This is a genomic window from Anaerovibrio sp. JC8 (assembly GCF_002100115.1).
In the GTDB taxonomy this organism is placed as follows: Bacteria; Bacillota; Negativicutes; order Selenomonadales; family Selenomonadaceae; genus Anaerovibrio.
On sequence record NZ_ANBM01000003.1, the window covers coordinates 101,443 to 122,074 of the forward strand.

Annotated in this window: 15 protein-coding genes; all 15 read right to left on the reverse strand. The window is 49.0% G+C overall.

Features of this window, described 5'->3' with window-relative positions; all coding sequences use genetic code 11:
- Positions 1–1,848: a YgiQ family radical SAM protein gene (locus tag D081_RS03485; RefSeq protein WP_085022748.1), complete on the reverse strand. Its 1,848-nt coding sequence runs from the start codon at positions 1,846–1,848 to the stop codon at positions 1–3.
- A gap of 25 nt (positions 1,849–1,873) precedes the next feature.
- Positions 1,874–2,776: a RodZ domain-containing protein gene (locus D081_RS03490; protein WP_085022749.1), complete on the reverse strand. Its 903-nt coding sequence runs from the start codon at positions 2,774–2,776 to the stop codon at positions 1,874–1,876.
- 135 nt (positions 2,777–2,911) lie between these two features.
- Entirely contained in the window at positions 2,912–3,322 is a 411-nt protein-coding gene (locus D081_RS03495) for an Rrf2 family transcriptional regulator (protein WP_085022750.1), read from the reverse strand.
- Positions 3,323–3,342: 20 nt separating this feature from the next.
- Positions 3,343–4,671, reverse strand: a complete 1,329-nt coding sequence (locus tag D081_RS03500) for a cytidylate kinase family protein (RefSeq protein WP_085022751.1) — start codon at positions 4,669–4,671, stop codon at positions 3,343–3,345.
- Between the two features lie 67 nt (positions 4,672–4,738).
- Positions 4,739–6,808, reverse strand: coding sequence for a polyribonucleotide nucleotidyltransferase (locus tag D081_RS03505; protein WP_085022752.1), 2,070 nt, complete (start codon positions 6,806–6,808; stop codon positions 4,739–4,741).
- 147 nt (positions 6,809–6,955) lie between these two features.
- Positions 6,956–7,222, reverse strand: a complete 267-nt coding sequence (gene rpsO, locus D081_RS03510) for a 30S ribosomal protein S15 (RefSeq protein ID WP_085022753.1) — start codon at positions 7,220–7,222, stop codon at positions 6,956–6,958.
- Between the two features lie 151 nt (positions 7,223–7,373).
- Positions 7,374–7,994, reverse strand: a complete 621-nt coding sequence (locus tag D081_RS03515) for a peptidoglycan recognition family protein (protein WP_233127412.1) — start codon at positions 7,992–7,994, stop codon at positions 7,374–7,376.
- A 21-nt stretch (positions 7,995–8,015) separates the two neighbouring features.
- The gene (locus D081_RS03520) at positions 8,016–8,939 is read right to left on the reverse strand and encodes a bifunctional riboflavin kinase/FAD synthetase (RefSeq protein ID WP_085022754.1); all 924 of its coding nucleotides are present in this window, start codon (positions 8,937–8,939) and stop codon (positions 8,016–8,018) included.
- Between the two features lie 67 nt (positions 8,940–9,006).
- Positions 9,007–12,378 carry an ATP-binding protein gene (locus D081_RS03525; protein ID WP_085022755.1) on the reverse strand — a complete coding sequence of 1,124 codons (3,372 nt, stop codon included), beginning with the start codon at positions 12,376–12,378 and terminating at the stop codon, positions 9,007–9,009.
- A 46-nt stretch (positions 12,379–12,424) separates the two neighbouring features.
- Positions 12,425–13,075, reverse strand: a complete 651-nt coding sequence (locus D081_RS03530) for a hypothetical protein (RefSeq protein ID WP_085022756.1) — start codon at positions 13,073–13,075, stop codon at positions 12,425–12,427.
- Positions 13,072–13,677 (reverse strand): DUF4194 domain-containing protein, encoded by a 606-nt coding sequence (locus tag D081_RS03535; protein ID WP_085022757.1) that lies wholly within the window; start codon positions 13,675–13,677, stop codon positions 13,072–13,074. Before D081_RS03535 ends, D081_RS03530 begins: the two co-directional genes overlap by 4 nt.
- Positions 13,674–15,152, reverse strand: coding sequence for a DUF3375 domain-containing protein (locus tag D081_RS03540; protein ID WP_085022758.1), 1,479 nt, complete (start codon positions 15,150–15,152; stop codon positions 13,674–13,676). Before D081_RS03540 ends, D081_RS03535 begins: the two co-directional genes overlap by 4 nt.
- A gap of 31 nt (positions 15,153–15,183) precedes the next feature.
- Complete coding sequence (locus tag D081_RS03545; RefSeq protein ID WP_085022759.1) at positions 15,184–15,966, reverse strand: class I SAM-dependent methyltransferase; 783 nt, start codon at positions 15,964–15,966, stop codon at positions 15,184–15,186.
- Positions 15,967–15,996: 30 nt separating this feature from the next.
- On the reverse strand, positions 15,997–18,000 hold the full coding sequence (mutL, locus tag D081_RS03550; protein ID WP_085022760.1) for a DNA mismatch repair endonuclease MutL: 2,004 nt from the start codon (positions 17,998–18,000) through the stop codon (positions 15,997–15,999).
- Positions 17,997–20,594, reverse strand: a complete 2,598-nt coding sequence (mutS, locus tag D081_RS03555) for a DNA mismatch repair protein MutS (protein WP_085022761.1) — start codon at positions 20,592–20,594, stop codon at positions 17,997–17,999. Before mutS ends, mutL begins: the two co-directional genes overlap by 4 nt.
- Positions 20,595–20,632 lie beyond the last annotated feature (38 nt).

Genomic DNA, 20,632 nt, shown 5'->3' on the forward strand with positions numbered 1-20,632 from the left:
CTACACCTTCTTTACAGTTTTACGTTTATTGTTTGGGCGTTTGCCCGTTTTATTATTCTTGTTTTCCGGCCGTATCAGACACTTTGGTCCAAAACCAATGAGATCACGGCGGTTGGCCTTTTCCAGGGCCTTCTTGACCAGTTCATAGTTCCGTGGCAGCCAGTACTGCATCAAAGCACGCTGCATGGCCTTGTCCTCCGGCTTTTTGGCGGTATAGACCTTTTCCCCCGTAAGAGGATTTATGCCACTGTACCACATACAGGTGGACAGAGTTCCCGGTGTCGGGATAAAGTCCTGAACCTGTTCCGGATGATACCCCATTTCCTTGATAAATACAGCCAGCTCAATGGCATCCTCAAGGGTACAGCCGGGATGGCTGGACATAAAATACGGCACCAAAAACTGCTTCTTCCCCAGCTTTTTGTTCATGCGGTTAAACCGCTCCACAAAACGAACGTAGACACTGCGGCTGGATTTTCCCATTATGCGGGTTACCCTATCCGCTATGTGCTCCGGGGCAATTTTAAGCTGTCCGCTGACATGATGCTCACACAGCTCCTGCAGAAACTCGTCCTTGGCCAGCATCAGATAATCAAAGCGGATGCCGGAACGGACAAACACCTTCTTTATGCCAGGCAGGGCCCGAACCTTCCGCAGAAGCTCCAGATAGCCGCTGTGATCCACAATCAGATTGCGGCACACATCAGGAGACAGACACTGCTTGCCATGACAGGTTCCCCGCTCCAGCTGCATATCACAGGAGGTGCGGTGGAAATTGGCGGTAGGACCACCCAAATCATGGATATAGCCCTTGAAATCCGGCAGCTTGCTAAGGATCTTGGCCTCCCGAAGGATGGATTCATCACTGCGCCGCTGAATAATACGGCCCTGATGGGAAATAATGGCACAGAAGTTACAGCCCCCAAAACAGCCACGATGGGCTGTAATGCTGAACTTCACCTCTGCGTAGGCCGGCACACCGCCATCCTTGTCATAAATAGGATGCCAGCGCCGCTCATAAGGCAGATCGTAAATCTCGTCCATTTCCTCCACGGAAAGAGGCATGGCCGGTGGATTCTGCACAATGCACCAGTCTCCATTTTGCTGGGCCAGCTTTTTCCCCCTAAAGGCATCCTGCTCCAAATACTCTGTCTTAAAGGCCTCAGCAAACTTTTCCCTGCTGTTTTTCACCTCATCATAGGAAGGAATGGCCAAATAATCCCATATATAGTCAAAATTCGGAACTCTGAAGCATGTTCCCTGTACATCCTGAATATTCTGTATTTCCACACCCTGATGGAGCTGGGCAGCTATATCAATAATCTGCTTTTCACCCATACCATATATCAGAATGTCGGCACCGCTCTCAGCCAAAATGGACTGGCGGATTTTGTCACCCCAGTAATCATAATGGGCAAAACGCCTGAGGCTGGCCTCAATGCCGCCAATGATAATTGGCACTTTATTTCCCCAGCACTGTCTCAGCATTTGTGTATATACCACCACAGCCCGCTCCGGACGATGTCCGGCCCTGCCGCCGGGTGAATAGGCATCCTGATGGCGCACCTTCTTGGCAGCAGTATATCTGTTCAGCTGAGAATCAAGGTTTCCACTTGAAACAAGAAAGCCCAGCCTAGGTTTCCCCAGGCGGGCAAAGTCTTTAGTATTGCGCCAGTCAGGCTGAGGAATAATCCCCACCTTATAGCCATGCTTTTCCAAAAGGCGACACAAAATAGCCGGCCCGAAGCTGGGGTCATCCACATAAGCATCACCCGATACAAATATAAAATCGAGCTGCTGCCAGCCACGAAGCTCCATATCACCTTTTGATATTGGTAAAAAGCTCATTTAATCACACCATCATGAATACGGATTATTTGTCTTTTTTAGTGGACTTATCGGCGGACTTGTCGGCAGCCTTTGCATCCTTGGCAGCCTTGTCAGCTGCAGCCTTAGCACCGTCACTGTCCTTGGTCATAACCCGCTCTACTACCTGGCCCTTGTCACCCAGTATGCCAAGGTTCTTGCCATTCCAGGTAAGCTCTATAGCACCGGCATTACCGGCAGTAAGCTCAACCTTCTCATTTCCCTTCCAGGACATATCCTTGCCACTATCCACAGTGCCTTCAAATACTTCCTTGCCGTCAGCCTTGACAGAAACCCAGCATGGACCTGTGAACTTGGCCACTACCTGCACATCGTCAAACTTCTTCTCTACTGGAGCCGGTTCCTCCTGCTTAGCCTGATTTACTACCTTTTCAGTCTTTACAGTAGGCTTTGCCTTCTCCTTGCTCTGAGCCGGATCATCACTGAAGGCATAGTATACGCCACCAAGGAAAACCACCATAATTGCCAGAAGGATCAGGAATTTGCGGGAACCGCCCTTTTCCTCAGTACGCTCACGGTAGTCATCACCGGAGGAAAACAGATTGCCGCCTTCATGTCCACGTGAGGAATAGGAAGAAGACTTTACAGTAACAGTACGCTGTGGTACATCGTCATAATAAGACTCTCTGGTCTGCATATCAACAGGCTGCACAGGCACCTCAATATTTCTCTCGGAATTGTACTGCTCCAACAAAGAGGTACTGTCCAAATTCAGGGCCTTGGCATAATTGCGGATAAAGCCCTTTGTATATACATCACCAGGCAGATGCTCATAATCGCCCTTCTCAATTGCTTCAATATATAAAGACCTGATACTGGTCTCATTCTCAATATCTTTTATCGTTAGCCCTTGCTTTTCACGTTCTCTTCTAAGGGTATCTCCCAGCATGTTCTAACCTCCTACATACAAACTCTACTATATTATACATGGTTAAGTTTTTATACTCAATAGGAACAATTTCTTTTTTTCAAAAAAGTCAAGAATAAAATAAAAAGACCCGCATGCTCATGCGGGTCGATATAACTACATTGGGCGGCTCTCTCTCACCAAATCGGCAAGAGTGATGGAATTAAGCACATCATTAACCTTTGCACTGATATGGGACCACACATTTCTTCTGCCACAGCCCTCTGCTCTTTCGCAGGGAGCCAGCATGCAGTCAGCAAATACCACAGGCCCCTCCATGGTCACTATGACCTCACCGATGGTGATTTCCTCCGGTGCCTTGGCCAGCATATAACCGCCCTGGGCGCCGCGGACGCTTTTCACAAAGCCGGCTTTTTTCAAGGCTCCCATCAGCTGCTCCAGATAATTGTCGGAGATTCCCTGATTTTCGGCAATATTCTTAACAGTAATGGTGACACCCTTGCCATAAGCCATGGCCAATTCGTGCATGGCTATTACACCATAACGCCCCTTGCTTGAAAGTCTCATAAAATCACCTCAGAAATCACTTAAAACTGTATAAGCCTAAATTCCCTGATCAGCTGCAGCAGGATGGCTGCTGTCCTGTCCACGCCGTATTTGCTGGACTTGATGGTGATATCATAGCTGATACCATTACCATATTCAGCATCAGAGAATCTGCGGCAATGCTCAATTCTGCTCTGGGCATGCTTTTCAATCAATTCAGCCGCAGTCTGCCGGTCCACCTTTTCCTTGTGCATTACCCGCTTGGTGCGTTCCATTTCATCGGCAGTTATAAAAATATGCAGGGAATTTTTATGGTTCTGCAATACATAGTTGGCCAAGCGGCCTACTATAACACAGGAATCCTTGGCAGCAATCTCCTGAATCACCTGGGCCTCTATCTTGTAGACCTGCTCCTCAGTAAGCTCCTCATCCTTGTCATAGGCAGAGGTATACCACTCATACAGGCTGTAGAGGGCATTGCTGGTCACCTTGTCCCCATGCTCCTCCAGATACTTGTAGGCAAATTCACTGTCCTCTGCTGCCATCTGAATAATATCGCTGTCATAATAAGGCAGATTCAGCTCATGGGCAATGCGCTTGGCAATGGAATGGCCACCGCTGCCATATTCGTGGGACACAGTAAGCACAAAATGCTTCTCTGTCACATCATCATCTATAACAGAGGATATTTCATCCACCCGGTTTTCCGGCAACAGAATATAGGTAAACCAACGCAGATGCTTCAAAAACAGCTTCAGGAGAACCCCGGTGAACACCGCCACTATAATGGTTCCTTCACGGACGCCCCCCAGATTGCCAAGGAATGCGTAGCCCAAAACAGCGGATACAACTGACAATACCACATCAGAAATCCATCTCATGGTGGAGAATTTCTTGTGATAAATGGCCCCGAGAAGTCTGACCAGTGAATCCACAGGCAGCAGGGCCACACTGGAAATGACACAGCAATACAGGCTGCTGGCCATCAAAACACTGCTTATAAGACAGGTTACAGCCTTTCCGGAATGGGACATAGGTTGGAAGTTTACCAGCCAGTCCAAGGCGAGATCAGTAAATACACCCAGAGCCACAGCCGTGATAATCTGCATCATCAGAGCCTGCTTCTTTACCCGGCCTCTGCGGATAATAAGCTGTCCCAACAGACCGCCCAAATTAAACAGACCTACCCAGGCACCCACAGTAAAATGATTTGCAATTAACCAAATAGTATAAGGCAGAGTAACCATAGGAGCCACTCCTATGGATGCCTTTATAAGAACAGCTATACCACAGGCCATAAGAATAATGCCAAGGGTATACAGCAGATATCTCCTTAACTGCTCGGAAACTGTCTTCTTTCTTTCTCTCATAACTAAAACCCCAAACAATGAAACAATGCCCGTCTCACTGAACGCAAAACGGGCATCATATAATTATTTACAGGAGAACCTTATGGGATACGTTTACGCGACCCTTCTGGTCAATCTCAGTAACCTTTACTTCCAGCTCGTCGCCTACGTTTACAACATCCTCAACCTTCTCAACCCGCTTCTTGTCAAGCTGAGAAATGTGGCACAAGCCCTCACGACCTGGCAGCAGCTCTACAAAGGCACCAAAGTTCATGATACGGGTTACCTTACCCTTGTATACCTCGCCAACCTCTACTTCCTTGACGATTTCGTTGATGCAGGCAATAGCAGCCTCGGAAGCCTCAACGCTGGTAGCAGAGATGCGAACGGTACCGTCATCATCAATATCAATCTGAACACCGCAGTCCTCGATAATCTTCTTGATTACCTTTCCGCCAGGTCCAATAACCTCACGAATCTTGTCTGGCTTAATCTGCATGGTAGTTACCCGTGGAGCATACTTGCTCAGCTCCTTATTTGGCTCAGCGATGCACTCCAGCATCTTGCCGAGGATAAAGGCACGGCCACGCTTAGCCTGAGCCAAGGCGGAGGACAGAATCTCACGGGAGATACCCTTAATCTTAATATCCATCTGGATAGCAGTAACACCCTCGGTGGTACCGGCTACCTTGAAGTCCATGTCGCCCAGGGCATCTTCCATACCCTGAATATCAGTCAGAATGGTGTAATCGTCACCATCTTTTACCAGACCCATAGCCACACCGGATACTGGGCGCTTAATAGGCACACCGGCGTGCATGAGAGACAGGGTGCTGCCGCAAACGGAACCCATGGAGCTGGAACCGTTGGACTCCAGAATCTCGGATACCATACGGATGGTATAAGGGAATTCCTCAATGGAAGGAATTACTGGAACCAGAGCACGCTCAGCCAATGCACCATGACCAATCTCACGGCGTCCTGGACCACGTACTGGACGGGCCTCACCTACGGAGTAGCCTGGGAAGTTGTACTGATGAATGTAATGCTTGGAGGTCTCTACGCCGAGGCCATCAAGAACCTGCTCGTCACCCAGGGAACCCAGAGTAGTAACGGTGAGAACCTGAGTCTGGCCACGGGTAAAGAGGCCGGAACCATGTGGACGAGGCAAAATGCCAACCTCACAGCTTACTGGACGAACTTCCTCAACCTCACGGCCGTCCGGACGAATCTTCTCCTTGGTAATCATCTTGCGGACGATTTCCTTAACAATCTTGTGGAGCATGTAAGGAATTTCCTTAACTGCATCCGGATACAGCTCAAGGAAGTGCTCCATTGCCTCTGCCTTAACATTGGCAATATCCTCATCACGGGCCAGCTTATCAGGATTACGAACAGCCTGATTCAGCTTGTCAGTGGAATACTCACGGATAGCCTTCTCCAGCTCCTCAGGAACTGCAAAGAGCTTAACCTCACGCTTTTCCTTGCCGCATGCCTTCTGGATTTCATCCTGGAAAGCAACGATCTTCTTGATTTCCTCATGACCAAAGAGAATAGCCTCGAGAATAACCTCCTCCGGCAGCTCGTTGGCACCAGCCTCAACCATCATAACTGCATCACGGGAACCAGCGATGGTCAGGTTAAGGTCGGAATTCTCACGCTGCTCAACGGTAGGGTTGATAACGAACTGGCCATCAACACGACCTACACGAACACCAGCTATTGGACCAAGGAAAGGAATATCAGAAATAGTCAGAGCGCAGGATGCACCAATCATAGCCGCAATTTCTGGAGCGTTGTCATGCTCTACGGACATAACAGTTGCTACAATCTGAACATCATTACGATAACCCTCTGGGAACAGAGGACGGATAGGACGGTCGATAAGACGGCTGCACAGAATAGCAGACTCGCCTGGACGGCCCTCTCTCTTTATAAAACCGCCTGGAATCTTACCAACGGCGTACATCTTCTCTTCATAATCTACAGTCAGAGGGAAGAAATCAACACCCTCTCTTGGCTCATCAGAAGCCGTAGCTGTAACCAAAACAACAGTCTCACCATAGCGAACCAGAACTGCACCATTTGCCTGCTTGGCCATTTTGCCGGTCTCAACAGTAAATGTGCGGCCGCCTAACTGCATCTCAAAACTCTGCATTAAGTTTTTCCTCCTATAATCGTCTTTATACCTTTTAACCTTGATAGTATAACACATAGTAAATGAAAATAGCTACTTAATTTTTATATTTGTGTAAGCAAAAAGGGACCCCAAAATGGAGTCCCTTGAGTCCGAAATAATATTTAATTACTTGCGGAGACCAAGCTTGGATACGATTGCACGATAACGCTCGATATCCTTCTTGTTCAGGTATGCAAGCAGACGACGACGATGACCAACCATCTTCAGCAGACCGCGACGGGAATGATGGTCCTTCTTGTGCTCCTTAAGGTGCTCAGTGAGGTAAGCGATACGTGCAGTGAGAACTGCGATCTGAACCTCTGGGGAACCAGTGTCACCCTCATGAACTGCATACTTCTGCATGATTTCCTGCTTTGCTTCGTTAGTTAACATTGAAAAATCCTCCTATTTTTTAAATACTTCCACAAGCTGAGGCAAGGTCGGAGTCGTCCATGTCTTAGCAAGGGATTATGATTAATGTCCGTTATCGGACACCTTTGAGATTATACTATAGAGCCGATGCTTTGTAAAGGAAATTTATAAATTACTCATCCTCCGGCAAAGCAAGGCCCATATTCTTCATGACACGCTTGCGGACCTGCGGCAGCATGGCATAAAGCATATCCCCGGGGCAGGATGTGGAATTTACATCCCGATGACCAATTACTCCCATTTCATCCGGTATCAGATTGTACATGCCACAAAGGGCTGTCAACAGATTGGTAAGGGATTTTATCTGGGCATTGGTAGGAGAGCCTATATTGAAGTTTCCGGCTACACATATACCCACGGAGTCGCTGTTATTGCCGCTGGCGTGGGCACCGGCCGTATTCCATGGCCGTCCCCGCTCAATGGTACCATCTTTTCTGATAACGTAATGATAACCGATACCGGCCCAGCCGAAGCTGTCCCGATGCAGACGATTGATTTCTGCCGCTGACATATCACGGTCCGTACCAGTGCCGGTGTGATGTACTATTATTCTGTTGGTAGCCCACCTTACGGTTGGCTGTTCAGCATACCAAAAGTCATTTTCCTTAATGCGGAATCTGGTCTTTCCCCACTTGATGGCCGCATAAGCCTTGGAAGCCAGCTCCGGAAGGGACATAAGGCTGAGTCCCACTGCCAGGGCAGCTGACTTTTTTATAAAACTACGTCTATCCATTATATGAAAAGCACTACCTTTTTAAAGAATCTGTCTGGCCTTGTCTTCATCTGCATGAAGCTGCTTTACCAAGGCCTCTATGCCGCTGAATTTCTTTTCATCCCGCAGCTTTTTCACGAACTGAACTGTCAGAGGCTTGTTGTACAAATCCCCCTTGAAATCCAGTACATGAACCTCCAACCGGCGGTTACAGCCCTCAAAGGTTGGATTATTGCCAATATTGGCGATGCCCTTGTGTTTTACACCCTTAATCAGGACATAAACACCGTAGGCGCCGTTGGGTAGCATGGCCCGCTTGTCCGGAATGGCCAAATTGGCTGTTGGAAAACCGATGGTTCTCCCCCGCTGGTCACCGTGAATAACCCGGCCACCAAAGCTAAATGGTCTGCCAAGATACTCATTGGTCAGCTCCAAATTACCCTCTTCAATAAGTCCCCGAATACGGGTGGAGCTTACCATGCGGCCATCCAGCTGCACTGCTTCCCCTATCTCCGCCTTGAAGCCATAGGAGCTGGCCACACGGCTCAGCATACGGGTATTGCCCTTCCCCTTGTAGCCAAAGGTAAAGTTAGGCCCGGTAACCACGAATTTGGCATTGCAGCTGTCCTTCAGCTTGGTCAGAAAATCCTCAGGACTTTCCTTGGAAAGTTTCTCGGAAAAAGCCACATTCAGCAGCAAATCCACGCCCATTTCCTCCAAAAAGGCGGCCTTGGAAATGTTGTCACCTATCTGAAATGGTACCCGTTCAGGGGCCACCACAGACAGCGGATGATTACTGAAGGTAAACACCACGCTTAACAGGCCGTGCTTCTTGGCCAGGCCCATGGCCTGCCGGATAATGCTCTGATGACCAATATGAACGCCATCAAAGGTACCCAGGGCAATAGCCGTCTTTTGGCCCTTAAGGAAGCTCTTTATTTCACTAAATTTATTGAAAATCTGCATTAATTAAATCACCTAAATCAAATTACTCAACAGACCTATTATACATTTTAGGTGCCTCAAACGCAAATTAGAAAATCTTGGTGAAGGCCTCCCGCTCCGCCTGAAGCTGCTTAATAGACAGATTTCTTAAGAATGATTTATGCTGCTGATCATCCTGGTACACAAATCCTACATGAGACACATAAGGCTCAATTGTACCGATTTTCAGCAACGGAGTTACCACCAGCAGCTGCAAATCCATTTTCTGGAACAATTCCAGCCCAAAGCGGGCTGACTCGTCGGAGCTCTTTAAGAAGGCCTCATCGATTACCACAAAACGGAAGCTGTTGATTTTCTTGTGCTTGCTTTCCAGACCGAAATTGTATACCAGACTGGCCGCCAAAATGGTATAGGCCAGCTTTTCCTTCTGGCCACCGGACTTACCGCCGGAATCAGTGTAGTGCTCGTATTCCTCCCCAGTTTCCCGCCAGCGCTCCGACGCAGCAAAGCTGAACCAGTTCCGCACATCAGTAACCCGGTTGGTCCAGCGCTTATCCGCCTCAGCACACTCCGGCCGGCCACGGAACCGCTCGATGATTTTTTCCACCTGACGGAATTTTTCCTCGGAATAGGATTCCTCCCCCTCATTGTACCCGCTGACGCAGGCCCGAAGCTGGTTGCGGAAATCCTTTATATCATTGTCCGCCACGTTATCACATTCTATCTGAATATAACGGCCCTCGCTGTAATCAATTTCCGCAAGGGATTTATTTATCATCTCAATGCGTTCCTTGATGACATCGCAGACATTGTTCAGCTTTTCCCTAAAGAGGGCAATTCTGTTTATGGTATTCTCCCGCAATAGCTGACGGAATTTATCCTCAAACCGTGGCAGGGCATCAGTCTGAAGCCGTGATAAAAGCTGACGATAGTCATTAAGGCCATCGGTGGCTGCAGCCAAATCATCCCCAAACTCCGGGAATGAGGCCTTAAACCGCTGCATCAGCACCACCAGCTGCTGGCCCTTTTCCTCCTTGGTCCTTGCCGCCATTTCCCGCTCGGTCCGCAGATTTTCCATAAGGAGCTCCTTCAGCTTCGCCTGATTGTCCAAGGACAGACGCCTGTCCCCAAATATCTGGGCAGCCCGCTCTGACAGACGGGTAAATACTATCTGGCTATCCTCCTCGCTGAAGCCATCCAGACGGGCTTCATCAGCTTCCAGAGCCTGTTTGTTGGTTTTAATGGCGTAATTGATGTTATTTAAGGACACCACAATACGCTGGAGCTGCAAGTCAATATCCTTCCGCTCCGTTTTAAGCTCTGCCAGCTGTTTTTCCAGCTTCATATAAACCGCATTTTCTTCCTGAAGCTCAGCCAACAGCTGCTTTTTGTCCGCCACATCCTGTTCCAGGGTGAGCCTGTCCAGCAGGGCAAAATCCTTGAACTGCTGGAGATTATTTATTGCCAGCTGTTTCTTTCTGCATTCGGAATTCTGACGCTTCAGGCGGTTTTCCGCCTTTTGGGCCTCCTTGACCGCATCCTGCAAATCCTCCAGCTCCGACTCCAGGGCCTGGATTTTCTTTAAATTGGAAAAGCCAAGAACATAACGACGACGATCCGTTAAATCAAAGCGGTCATCCTTTTCATGACGCCGCCCCTGGGTCTTTATCTGCCCCTTTAAGGTAATGGCAAATTTTTCCTTCTGGAAATCCTTGAAGCTTTCACAGCAAATGTGGCTGTACCGCTGATAAAGCTCCCGCATAAGCCAGTTTTTAAATGGAGAATCCTGTCGGATATCCAGCTTGGTGCAGGCCGCTTCCTCGTCCAAATCACCAAAATCCACCGGCTCCACATATTCCTCGCAGCTGTAGTAAACCACCCGCTGCTTCACCTGATGCTTGTCCATCCACTGGACAATTTCCCCGTAATGGAATTTTGGCACCAAAAGAGACATGCCAAAGCCGTGAAGCAGACGCTCCAAGGCGCCTTCCCACTGCTCTTCCCCTTCAGCCACCTGCATCAGCTCTCCCGCAAAGGGCAGCTCACTTTCCGCCAGATCCAGATCCTGGCAGATCTCCTGACGCAGCTTGATATAATCCGCTGAAATACTGGATTTACGGGAACGCAGGGAGGTCAGCTCCTTTTCCAGCATGGTGATGGAATTATTCAGTGCCTTCAGCTCGCTGTCGTTGTCACTCTGCTCATTGGCAATATCCAGCTCCCGCTGTTTTTCGGCCTCTGCCAAATCAGCCAGCTGGGCCAGATTAGTCTCAAACGCCTGCAGCGTATCCGGTGCTTCCACGGACAGGATCCGGGCATTTTCCTCATACTGCTCCCGCTGCTTTAAGCAGGCCTCCAACGCTTTGGTGGCATTACCAAGCTTTTCCTCAATGACGGAAACCTTGTCACCGCCGTTTTGGTACAGCTGACGCTGAACATCCTCCAGGGCCTCCTCGTTGGTCTGCTTCCTGGCCATGATGCTCTCATGGTCCTGCTTCACCTGTTTCAGATTATTCTCAAGATTTTCCAGGGCCTGTTCCCGCAGCTTCTTGTCCTCCTGGGCAAACCACGGACCCAATGCGCCTTCCATCTGCTCCAGGGTCACCTGACGCCCATGAATATCAAAATAGCTCTCACCCAAGGCAGTCAGCGGCAAAAGCTGTTCCTCCTGCTTTCTTGCCCTTACAACTGCGCTGTGGGCCGTATCCAAATCGTGGAAATGCTCCAGCAAACGCTGCACATCGTCTTCGGTGCCGGACTGCTCCAGCATATTCTGGCGGACAAAGCTGGTAAGGGAATCCACCTTCTTCATGGAAATGGTCTGCTGGAACAGATCCATTGCCTGCAGTGAGCCAATACCAAACCGGCGGCGGAAATCCTCGGCATATTTTGGATAATCATCATAAATATGGATATACATATCATTGCTGAGACGCTTCCGCAGACTCCTGATATCGCTGCCAAAATTGCTGAAGTGGTTCTCAATGGTCAGGGTCTTTTCCCCCAGCACAAAGAAGCGCTCCGGACTGCCGGTTTCATCCTTGTACCAGAAAACCTGGGCCAGAGTCACTCTTGCCCCCAAATTTTCGTCACCAAAAACAGCCAGTACAACACTGTACTGGTTTCTGTCACGAAGGGCCTCCGGCTGGCCTACACCATCCTCGGACCGCTTTTGGGCATAATAGCCCCTTATATAAGAATTAAGGCTTCGTTCTCTGGCACTGGCATCTGCCGCCTTGTTATAGGTCACCTTTTTGGGTGGAACCAGCAGAGTTATGAGGGCATCCACCAGAGTTGACTTTCCTGAGCCCACATCTCCTGTGAGCAGCGAAGTTTCCCCATCCAGGTCCATAGCCCATATTTTTCCATCAAAGGTACCCCAGTTATAGACCTCCAGCCTTATGAGCCGAAAGCCCATCTTCACATCCTTGGGGTCATGTTCAAAGTCAAATAAATCCATAATTATCCCTTTTACCAACTACTCGCTAAATCTTTATTCTCTGCAATCAACAGCTCAATTTTCTATATGCCATGGCAGGGTTCGCTTTCAACAGCTCCAATATATCAAAAAACTTCACTGGACTATCTACATATACCAGAGCAGCGCTGTAAGGCCAGTTATTTGAAGCGTATTCCAGCCACAGGCTTTTTCTGTGCCGGGCCACCTGGGCATAATCACTGTCTGTATGGCTTTTCAGCCAGAAATATGCAAAATAATCCGCCAAGGACTCCGTCAGCTGATGCTTTCTTTTCATGGATATGCCCATTCTAGGGCTGGCATCCTGCAAAAAGGCCTTCTCGTCCCACATACGGTGCATGGAATGGAAATACTCATGGGCAAGCACCATGCTTAAAACAGCTTCATAGGCATTCTCAAGGTGGAAATTCCGACAATATTCCTTCACTGCTTCATAATAGATGAATATGCTGTAGCCTTTTTTGATGGATTTCCCCAGCTGCTTATCGAAGGGCCCGGTTGCTTTAGGAATAGCAATCACTTCATCAGCCACATAGACCGGTGGAAGCCACTCCTTGCGCTCCTCCAGTATTTTGCCAAAAGACTCACTGAAAAAATCCTTCATGAAATCATAGAAACAGGCCCTGATTTTCACCAGCTCATTTTTCAATAATGATTCTAAACTGCTTGTTGGCATCATAATTCCAGCACATTTTCCTCGGCCGGATCCTCCGTATTTCTGCTGCCGAAATCAATATAGTCCTGCAGCCGCTCATTGAACTTCTGGAGCCAGTCGGCAGTGACGAAGCTTCTGATAAGCTCCCTTACCTCATAGGAGTCCGCCTGACCATATACTTCAGTCAGGAAGCCCATTTCCACGGCCTTTTTTATATGGCGGTTCACCTCATTGTCAAACTTGGTTTCATTGGTAACTGCCGGATAAAAGGCCTTTAGGCGCAGCTTTATATCTTCCACAGACATTATGAGAATATTATCCCCATTGGAAGCATCAAAGTCCCCCAGGGCCTTTCTAAGCTGAATAAGCATCATGCTCAGGCCATAGCTCAGCTGATGCCGTGGCACCAATCGTGGCAGACTTTCATCCTCATTCTGCCTTATGTAGGCATAGCCGGCATTATCATCCACATATAAAATCAGCCCCATCTGAGCCACATATTCCTCAATACGGGCCTGGTTTTCCTTGATAATATTCCATATTGCCGTTTGCTGGCGCTTATCCACTACGCCCTTTAGCACAGTTATCAGGGCCCGGGAATAATCCATATCTTTTTCTTCCATCATTGTTCTCCCTCACCCTTCCTGTAAAAAATAACCTTATCCATATCAACCTGTATATCCACTGAATTGACGTTGGCCATATCCAGCTGCTGGCGCTGGCCCTCCACAAAGCTGCGACTGTCACCACTGGCAATTACCAGATAGCTTAACAGCTCCGTCAGCCCCTTGGTGAGAGGATGCTTCGCCAAAACCTCCGTCAATGTTGCCTTTTCCTTGTCCTTCAGGACTTCTGCAATATTCTCCTCCAGCACCTTGCGGTCCACATAGACCTGTCTGAAGAGCGCCTCCACAGAGCCCTGATGATTGCCCTTTTCCAGAGCACTTCCGGCAATAACCGGCTTTTTCGGTGGTACAAAGAGAGGACGGTCCATAATGAAATCAAACTCAGGAGCCGCCTGGTCCATGGAGGTGAACTCTGCCTCCCGCGGCAGCTTGTCCTTTATGGTAATGGCCTTGTCCTCCACCTGCTGAATCAGCTCATAAATGTACCGCTCCTGCTCCAGATAGCCTTCATCCACATACTGACGAATCTGGCGGGACAAATTGCTGACCGTGTCCATTACCTGTCGGGCCGCCTCAGACCACTGACGGCGGATATGACGCATATCATACTGCTTCTCCACCTCATCAATGCCCTCAATGGAAAGAATCCGCCCCAAAATGGCATCCATTTCCTCACGGGAGGACTGATTCATGAGATAATCCCAAAAGGCGCCAAAGCTCCGCCCCTGTTCCGAATGCTGGATGTAATCCCGGTCCTGAAAGAACTTTTCCAGCAGCTCTCCCTTGCCTTTTTTCCATGTAACAATCTGCTCCATGAGGCTGCGTTCCAGATCACGGAAGTTTTCCTCCACCTCGCGAAAATCCGCCAGAATACTTCTGGCGGTTTCAGCAGCATGAATATAGCGGTCCTTTATCTGAACCTCATTTAATGTTTTCGGGGAACCTCCCTGCTCCAGACGGTTTATTTCCTGCTGGATAGCCTCCTGTTCAGCCTTAAGCTGGGCAATGCGTTCCTGTGGTGTCACATTGCTGGCCTGATCAATCTCCCGCATAAGATTAAATACCAGCCGCACTCTGGATTCAGTGCCAATGAAGCTCTGCTTTTTCAGACCCACCAGCCATTCAATCCCCCGCTGGGCAGCAGCCGTCAAGTCATAGCAGGCTTCATTTTTATTCACAAAAAATTTTCTAAGCCAGGAATGCTGTCCATCGGTCCAGGAAGCCAGATAGTCCTTGGCAGGCCGGATAATATCCACCGCCTGGGCATTATCATGGAGATCATATATGAAATTGCTTAAATCCTCCAGCAGCCTGTCCTCCGGCACTGCCCGCTGATTCTTTGCCATAAACTCATGATAAAGAAAGGCCGCCACGAAGCTGCATTGCTCCGAGGCCAGCAGACGCCAGGCCGGATGCTCGTTTCTCAGCTTTACCAAAAAGCTGTACTGCATATTTTCCGGTATATTTTCAATCATCTTAGATACTCACTATACTTGTTGTTTTCTGTTAAAGCTCAATTACACCATAATGAACCTTGGAGTGCTTGCCTCCAGCAATGGTGTCAAAGCCCAATCTGGCAAACTCAAGGCTGCGGCTGTTTTCCTTCATCACAATGCGATGACGGGCCACCCGTCTTGCCTCATTGACAGCAGTCAGCTCCAGGGGCCGGTGATCCGCCACAGCCCTAATAGGATTAATATTGTGGCTGTCCTTCAATGGATGGCGAAACATGGGGTCAAAATATATAACATCCACTGATTTATCCGGCAAGGTCTTTAAATACTCATTGTAATCCGCATTTACTACCTTGACCCTCTTAATGGCACTATGAAGCTCATAATTGGTAGCCAAAAAATGCTGCATTCCTTCACCCGTAACAAAGGCAATCAGCGGGCTGGCCTCCAGACCAATGACACTGCCACCTTCTCCGGCCACAAAGCTGGCCACAATGGAATCAGCCCCAAAGCCCAGGGTACAATCCAAAACACTCATGCCTTCCTTTAGGTCCATGGCCTGAATCATGTGGTCCTGGTCCCCCATGCGGATATTTTTTATGCGCAGCTGGGACATATTGGGATGGAAAAACAGCTCCCCGTCCAGAGTGTCCAGTACAAAACTGCCCTTCTTGGCCACCAGAATATTATCTACGCCGTATTCCTTCCGCATATCCGGCAGGGCCGCACGATTCCGCTTAACATTCCTGATACCCAGCTTTTCCGCAGCATAGGCCGCCAGCTTTATACTGTCCCTATGATTTTTTCTGTCCGTTGTGACAATGGTATTTAACATGATTCTCCCTAAATATATGACACGATGAGCTTAAAAGCCTGTACGCTTAAACATCTTGGCCAGCTCATCACTGCTGAATTTCAAAATAGTTGGCCGCCCATGTGGGCATGTATATGGCATGGCAGTCTTATTAAGCTCCTCCAGAATAATCTCCATCTGACGGAAATTCAGCTCAAAGCCCGCCTTGATGGCCGCCTTGCAGGCCGTCATGGCCAAACATTCATGGCGGATTTCCGCTGCACTTAGCTGGTGCATATCCTCCAGGGAAGTCAAAATTTCCCGGATAATATTTTCTGCCTCTCCCACGGGAATATCCGCAGGAATCTCCATGAGTCGGTACTGGTCCGGACCGCTCTGCTCCAGACCAAAGCCCAGGCTATGGAACAATTCCAAATTTTCCTCAATAAGCTGGGACTCACGGCTGCTGAAATCCAAGAATAAATGGACAAGCAGCTGCTGGGACGGAATCCGCTCCGTCATGGCCGCAAACCGGTCATACAAAATCCGCTCATGGGCCGCATGCTGGTCGATGATATAAAGCCCCTTGGCATCCTGGGCAATGATATATGTATTGTCCACCTGTCCAATCGGCACCATAGGGCTGGACGGGCTGGCAGACTCCACAGGATTGACTGCTGGCTGGCTCACAGCTTCCGTGGAAGCTGCTGAAACAGATTCAGTTGTTGAAGCCGCTGGTTCAGTTGCTGGCACCTCATTGGCAGATACCCCACCGGCAGACGGCTCCAAGATTTCCCCGGTTTCCGTATCCACCACCAGATTATTGTGAATCTCCATCTGGGCCTCGTGTAAGGTCTTGGCCTGCTGCTCCACCCGATACTGATAGGCAGAAGACGGCAGGCTGGACGGAGTATAGCTATGGCTCACTGCTGCAGCCACAGTTGTCTTTGGCTCCTGGGCCGGCACAAAGTGCATATCGTCAATAAGCGGCTCCATTACAGGCTTTGCTTCCTTCATGGAAGCCGGTGCCCCGGTAAAATGCCGCTCCGGCCGCTCCACCTGGGCCGCAATATTTCCCAGAGCCTGGCCATGAGGCCTTACTGCATCCAGCACAGCCTTGTAAACTGCCTTGAAAATCCGGCCCTCATCCTCAAACTTTATCTCGCTCTTTTGCGGATGCACGTTGACATCAATGGAATTAGGGGCCACCTCCATAATCAGGGCCACCATTGGATAGCCGGATTTAGGAATCAAGGACGCATAGGCATTATCCACCGCCTTGGACATGGCACGATTGGATATTATACGGCCATTGACGATAAAGGTCTGCCAGTTGCGGTTGCTCCGAATGGTGGAAGGCTTGGAAATATACCCCCTAATGCTGATATCCGCATCGGCAAAATCCATGCCCAGCAAAGCATCCCCCACAGAGCCGCCATAAATGCTGCGCAGAGTATCATGAAGGTTCCCATTTCCCGGTGTTACCACCGAGGTTTTGTTGTTGTTAATAAACTTAAAGGCAATATCCGGACGGGAAATAGCCAGCTTGATAATGAACTCATTAATCTTGCTGGCCTCGGTATTGTTGGTTTTCATAAACTTCTTGCGGGCAGGAGTGTTAAAAAACAGGTCCTCCACCCGAATGGTAGTACCAAGGCTGCAGCCAGCTTCCCCGATTTCCGGTTCCTTGCCCCCGATAATCTTTACCTCAGTACCCAGCTCAGCCCCGGCCTGGCGGGTCTGAAGGGTAAAGCGGGACACTGCGGAAATACTTGGCAGTGCCTCACCCCTAAATCCCAGGGTATCAATGTCCATCAAATCCTCAACCTTGAAGATTTTACTGGTGGCGTGGCGGCGGATGGCCATTTTTGCGTCTTCCATGCTCATGCCGATACCATTATCCGATACCCGCATAAAGCTGGTACCACCGGCCATGATTTCCACTTCAATGCGGTCTGCCTTGGCATCCATGGCATTCTCAATCAATTCCTTTATAACTGAAGCGGGGCGTTCTACTACCTCGCCGGCCGCTATCTTGTTGATAGTGCTATCGTCCAGAACATGTACGAAACTCATCCTTTGCCTGCCTCCTCCTTGGCCTGCTGCTGTAAGCGATACAGGGTATTCATTGCTTCAATTGGGGTCATGGTCATTACATCCATGGCCAACAATTCATCACTTATGGAATTGCCAAAGAGGGAAGCCATCATATCATCCGGCTCTGCCACTTCCCTGGCCTTTTCCTGCTTTTTGGTCAATGGTATGCTCTCCACCTTGGAGCCCTCGGCCTCCAAGGCAGCCAATATCTTCTCTGCCCGCTGGGTTACAACCTTTGGCAGTCCTGCCAGACGGGCTACATGTATACCGTAGGATTTATCTGCTGAGCCAGGAATAATCCGCCGTAAAAAGCTGATATCCTTGCCCTTTTCCTTTACGGCAATGCAGTAATTCTTGATTAAATCATCCTCAAGATCTGTCACCTCATGGTAATGGGTGGCAAAGAGGGTCTTGGCGTGAACCTGCTCCCGAATATGCTCAATAACAGCCCGGGCAATGCTCATGCCGTCAAAGGTACTGGTACCACGGCCAATTTCATCCAAAATAACCAGACTGTCACGGGTGGCGTATTTCAAAATCTGGGCCACCTCATTCATTTCCACCATAAAGGTACTCTGGCCACTTACCAAATCGTCGCTGGCACCAATACGGGTAAAAATACGGTCCACCGGAGAAATAGAGGCTTCACGGGCAGGAATAAAGCTTCCCACCTGGGCCATAAGGGTCAGTAACGCTGTCTGACGCATATAGGTGGATTTACCCGCCATATTAGGCCCCGTAATAAGCATTATTTCACAATCTGTATGATTTAAGCGGGCATCATTGGGAACAAACAAATCCCTTGTAAGAATCCGCTCCACCAATGGATGCCGCCCGTCCTTGATATCTATCTTACCATTATTTACCAGCTGAGGCCGCACATAGTTATAATTGCTGGCCGCCTCTGCCAGACCAGCCAGTACATCCAGTACCGCAATATGCCTGGCGGTTTCCTGAATGTCTCCCAGCTTGGCCTTAATGGTCTCCCGAATCTCCATAAAGAGATTGTATTCTATATTGACAATCTTTTCCTCGGCCCCCAGAATCTTGGTTTCAAAATCCTTCAATTCCTGGGTAATATAACGCTCCGCATTGGCCAGAGTCTGCTTGCGGACATAGTGATCCGGTACCAGCTCTGCCCCGCTGTGGCGCACCTCAATATAATAGCCAAAGACCTTGTTATAGCCGATTTTCAGGGTACGAATGCCGGTGGCTTCCTTTTCCTTCTCCTCCATTTCCTGCAGCAGCTGCTTGCTGTCACGGGAAATCTTGCGGTATTCATCCAGCTCCTCATTGTAGCCTTCCTTGATAATGCCACCATCACGAATGGTAAGCCCCGGAGAGTCCACAATAGCCCGATTCAGAAGGTCTACAAAATCCTCATAAAGATGAATTCCCTCGTGGCACTTCTTTAACAATGGAGACTTGCAGTCTGACAGGAGCTTCTTGATAGCCGGCAGGGCCATAAAGGAGGTACGCAATGCCACCATATCCCGGGCATTGACAGAACCCACCTCAATACGGGTCAGCAGACGCTCAAAGTCATAAATGGACTTGGTGGAGGACTTCACCTCTCCCCGCAGCATGAAATCCTGGGTCAGTTCTTCTACTGCATCCAAACGCTGATTAATCTGCCCAATATTAATAAGGGGATATTCCAGCCACTTCTTCAAAAGACGGGTGCCCATGGCCGTATCCGTAAAATCCAACACATCCAGCAGGGTATCCTTTTTGCCCCCATCCCTAAGATTGCGGGTAATCTCCAGATTACGCAGGGTATAGGTATCAATTACCAGATTATTGGCAAAATCCAGCTTGGTGAGCTGGGACAAATGGGATAAATCTGTCCGTACAGTTTCATGGAGATAACCCAGCATGGTAGCCACGGCCTCACTAGCCGCCTGCCCTGCCGGACGGTTATTTACATCAAAATGCTGGATGATTAAATCATCCACATTCTTCACAGGCTCCTCAATGCTGGTAAAGGCACAGGCCGCCATACGCATATCGATAAAGCCCTTTAAATCCCCCAGGAAGGATGGCTCTCCCAAAATAATCAGCTCCGGCATCATAATGCGATAAAGCTCATCATAGAGGGCCTGCAGACGGTCATCACCGGTATATACCCCATAGAAGCATTCACCAGTGGAAATATCTGCACCCGCCAATACCACCTCTGCCTCAGTTTCATACACCAAAGCAATATAATTGTTGTTGGCAGACTGCAGGGCACTTTCCTCCAGAATGGTACCCGGAGTAATAACCTTGATGACCTCACGCTTGGTCAGCCCCTTGGCCTTGGGATCACCAATCTGCTCCGCAATGGCCACCTTGTAGCCCTTATTGACAATTTTGGTTATATAGCTTTCTGCTGCATGGTACGGAATACCACACATGGGATTTTTCTGCACATCACCGCTGCGGCTGGTAAGAGTAAGCCCCAGTTCCCGGGAAGCAGTTACCGCATCATCAAGGAACATCTCGTAGAAATCACCCATACGGAAGAAAAGAATTTCATCCGGGTGCTGTTCCTTTATTGCCAGATACTGCTGCATCATTGGTGTTAATTCCATGAAAAAACCATTCCTTCTGTCTATCTTATGTAATAAAA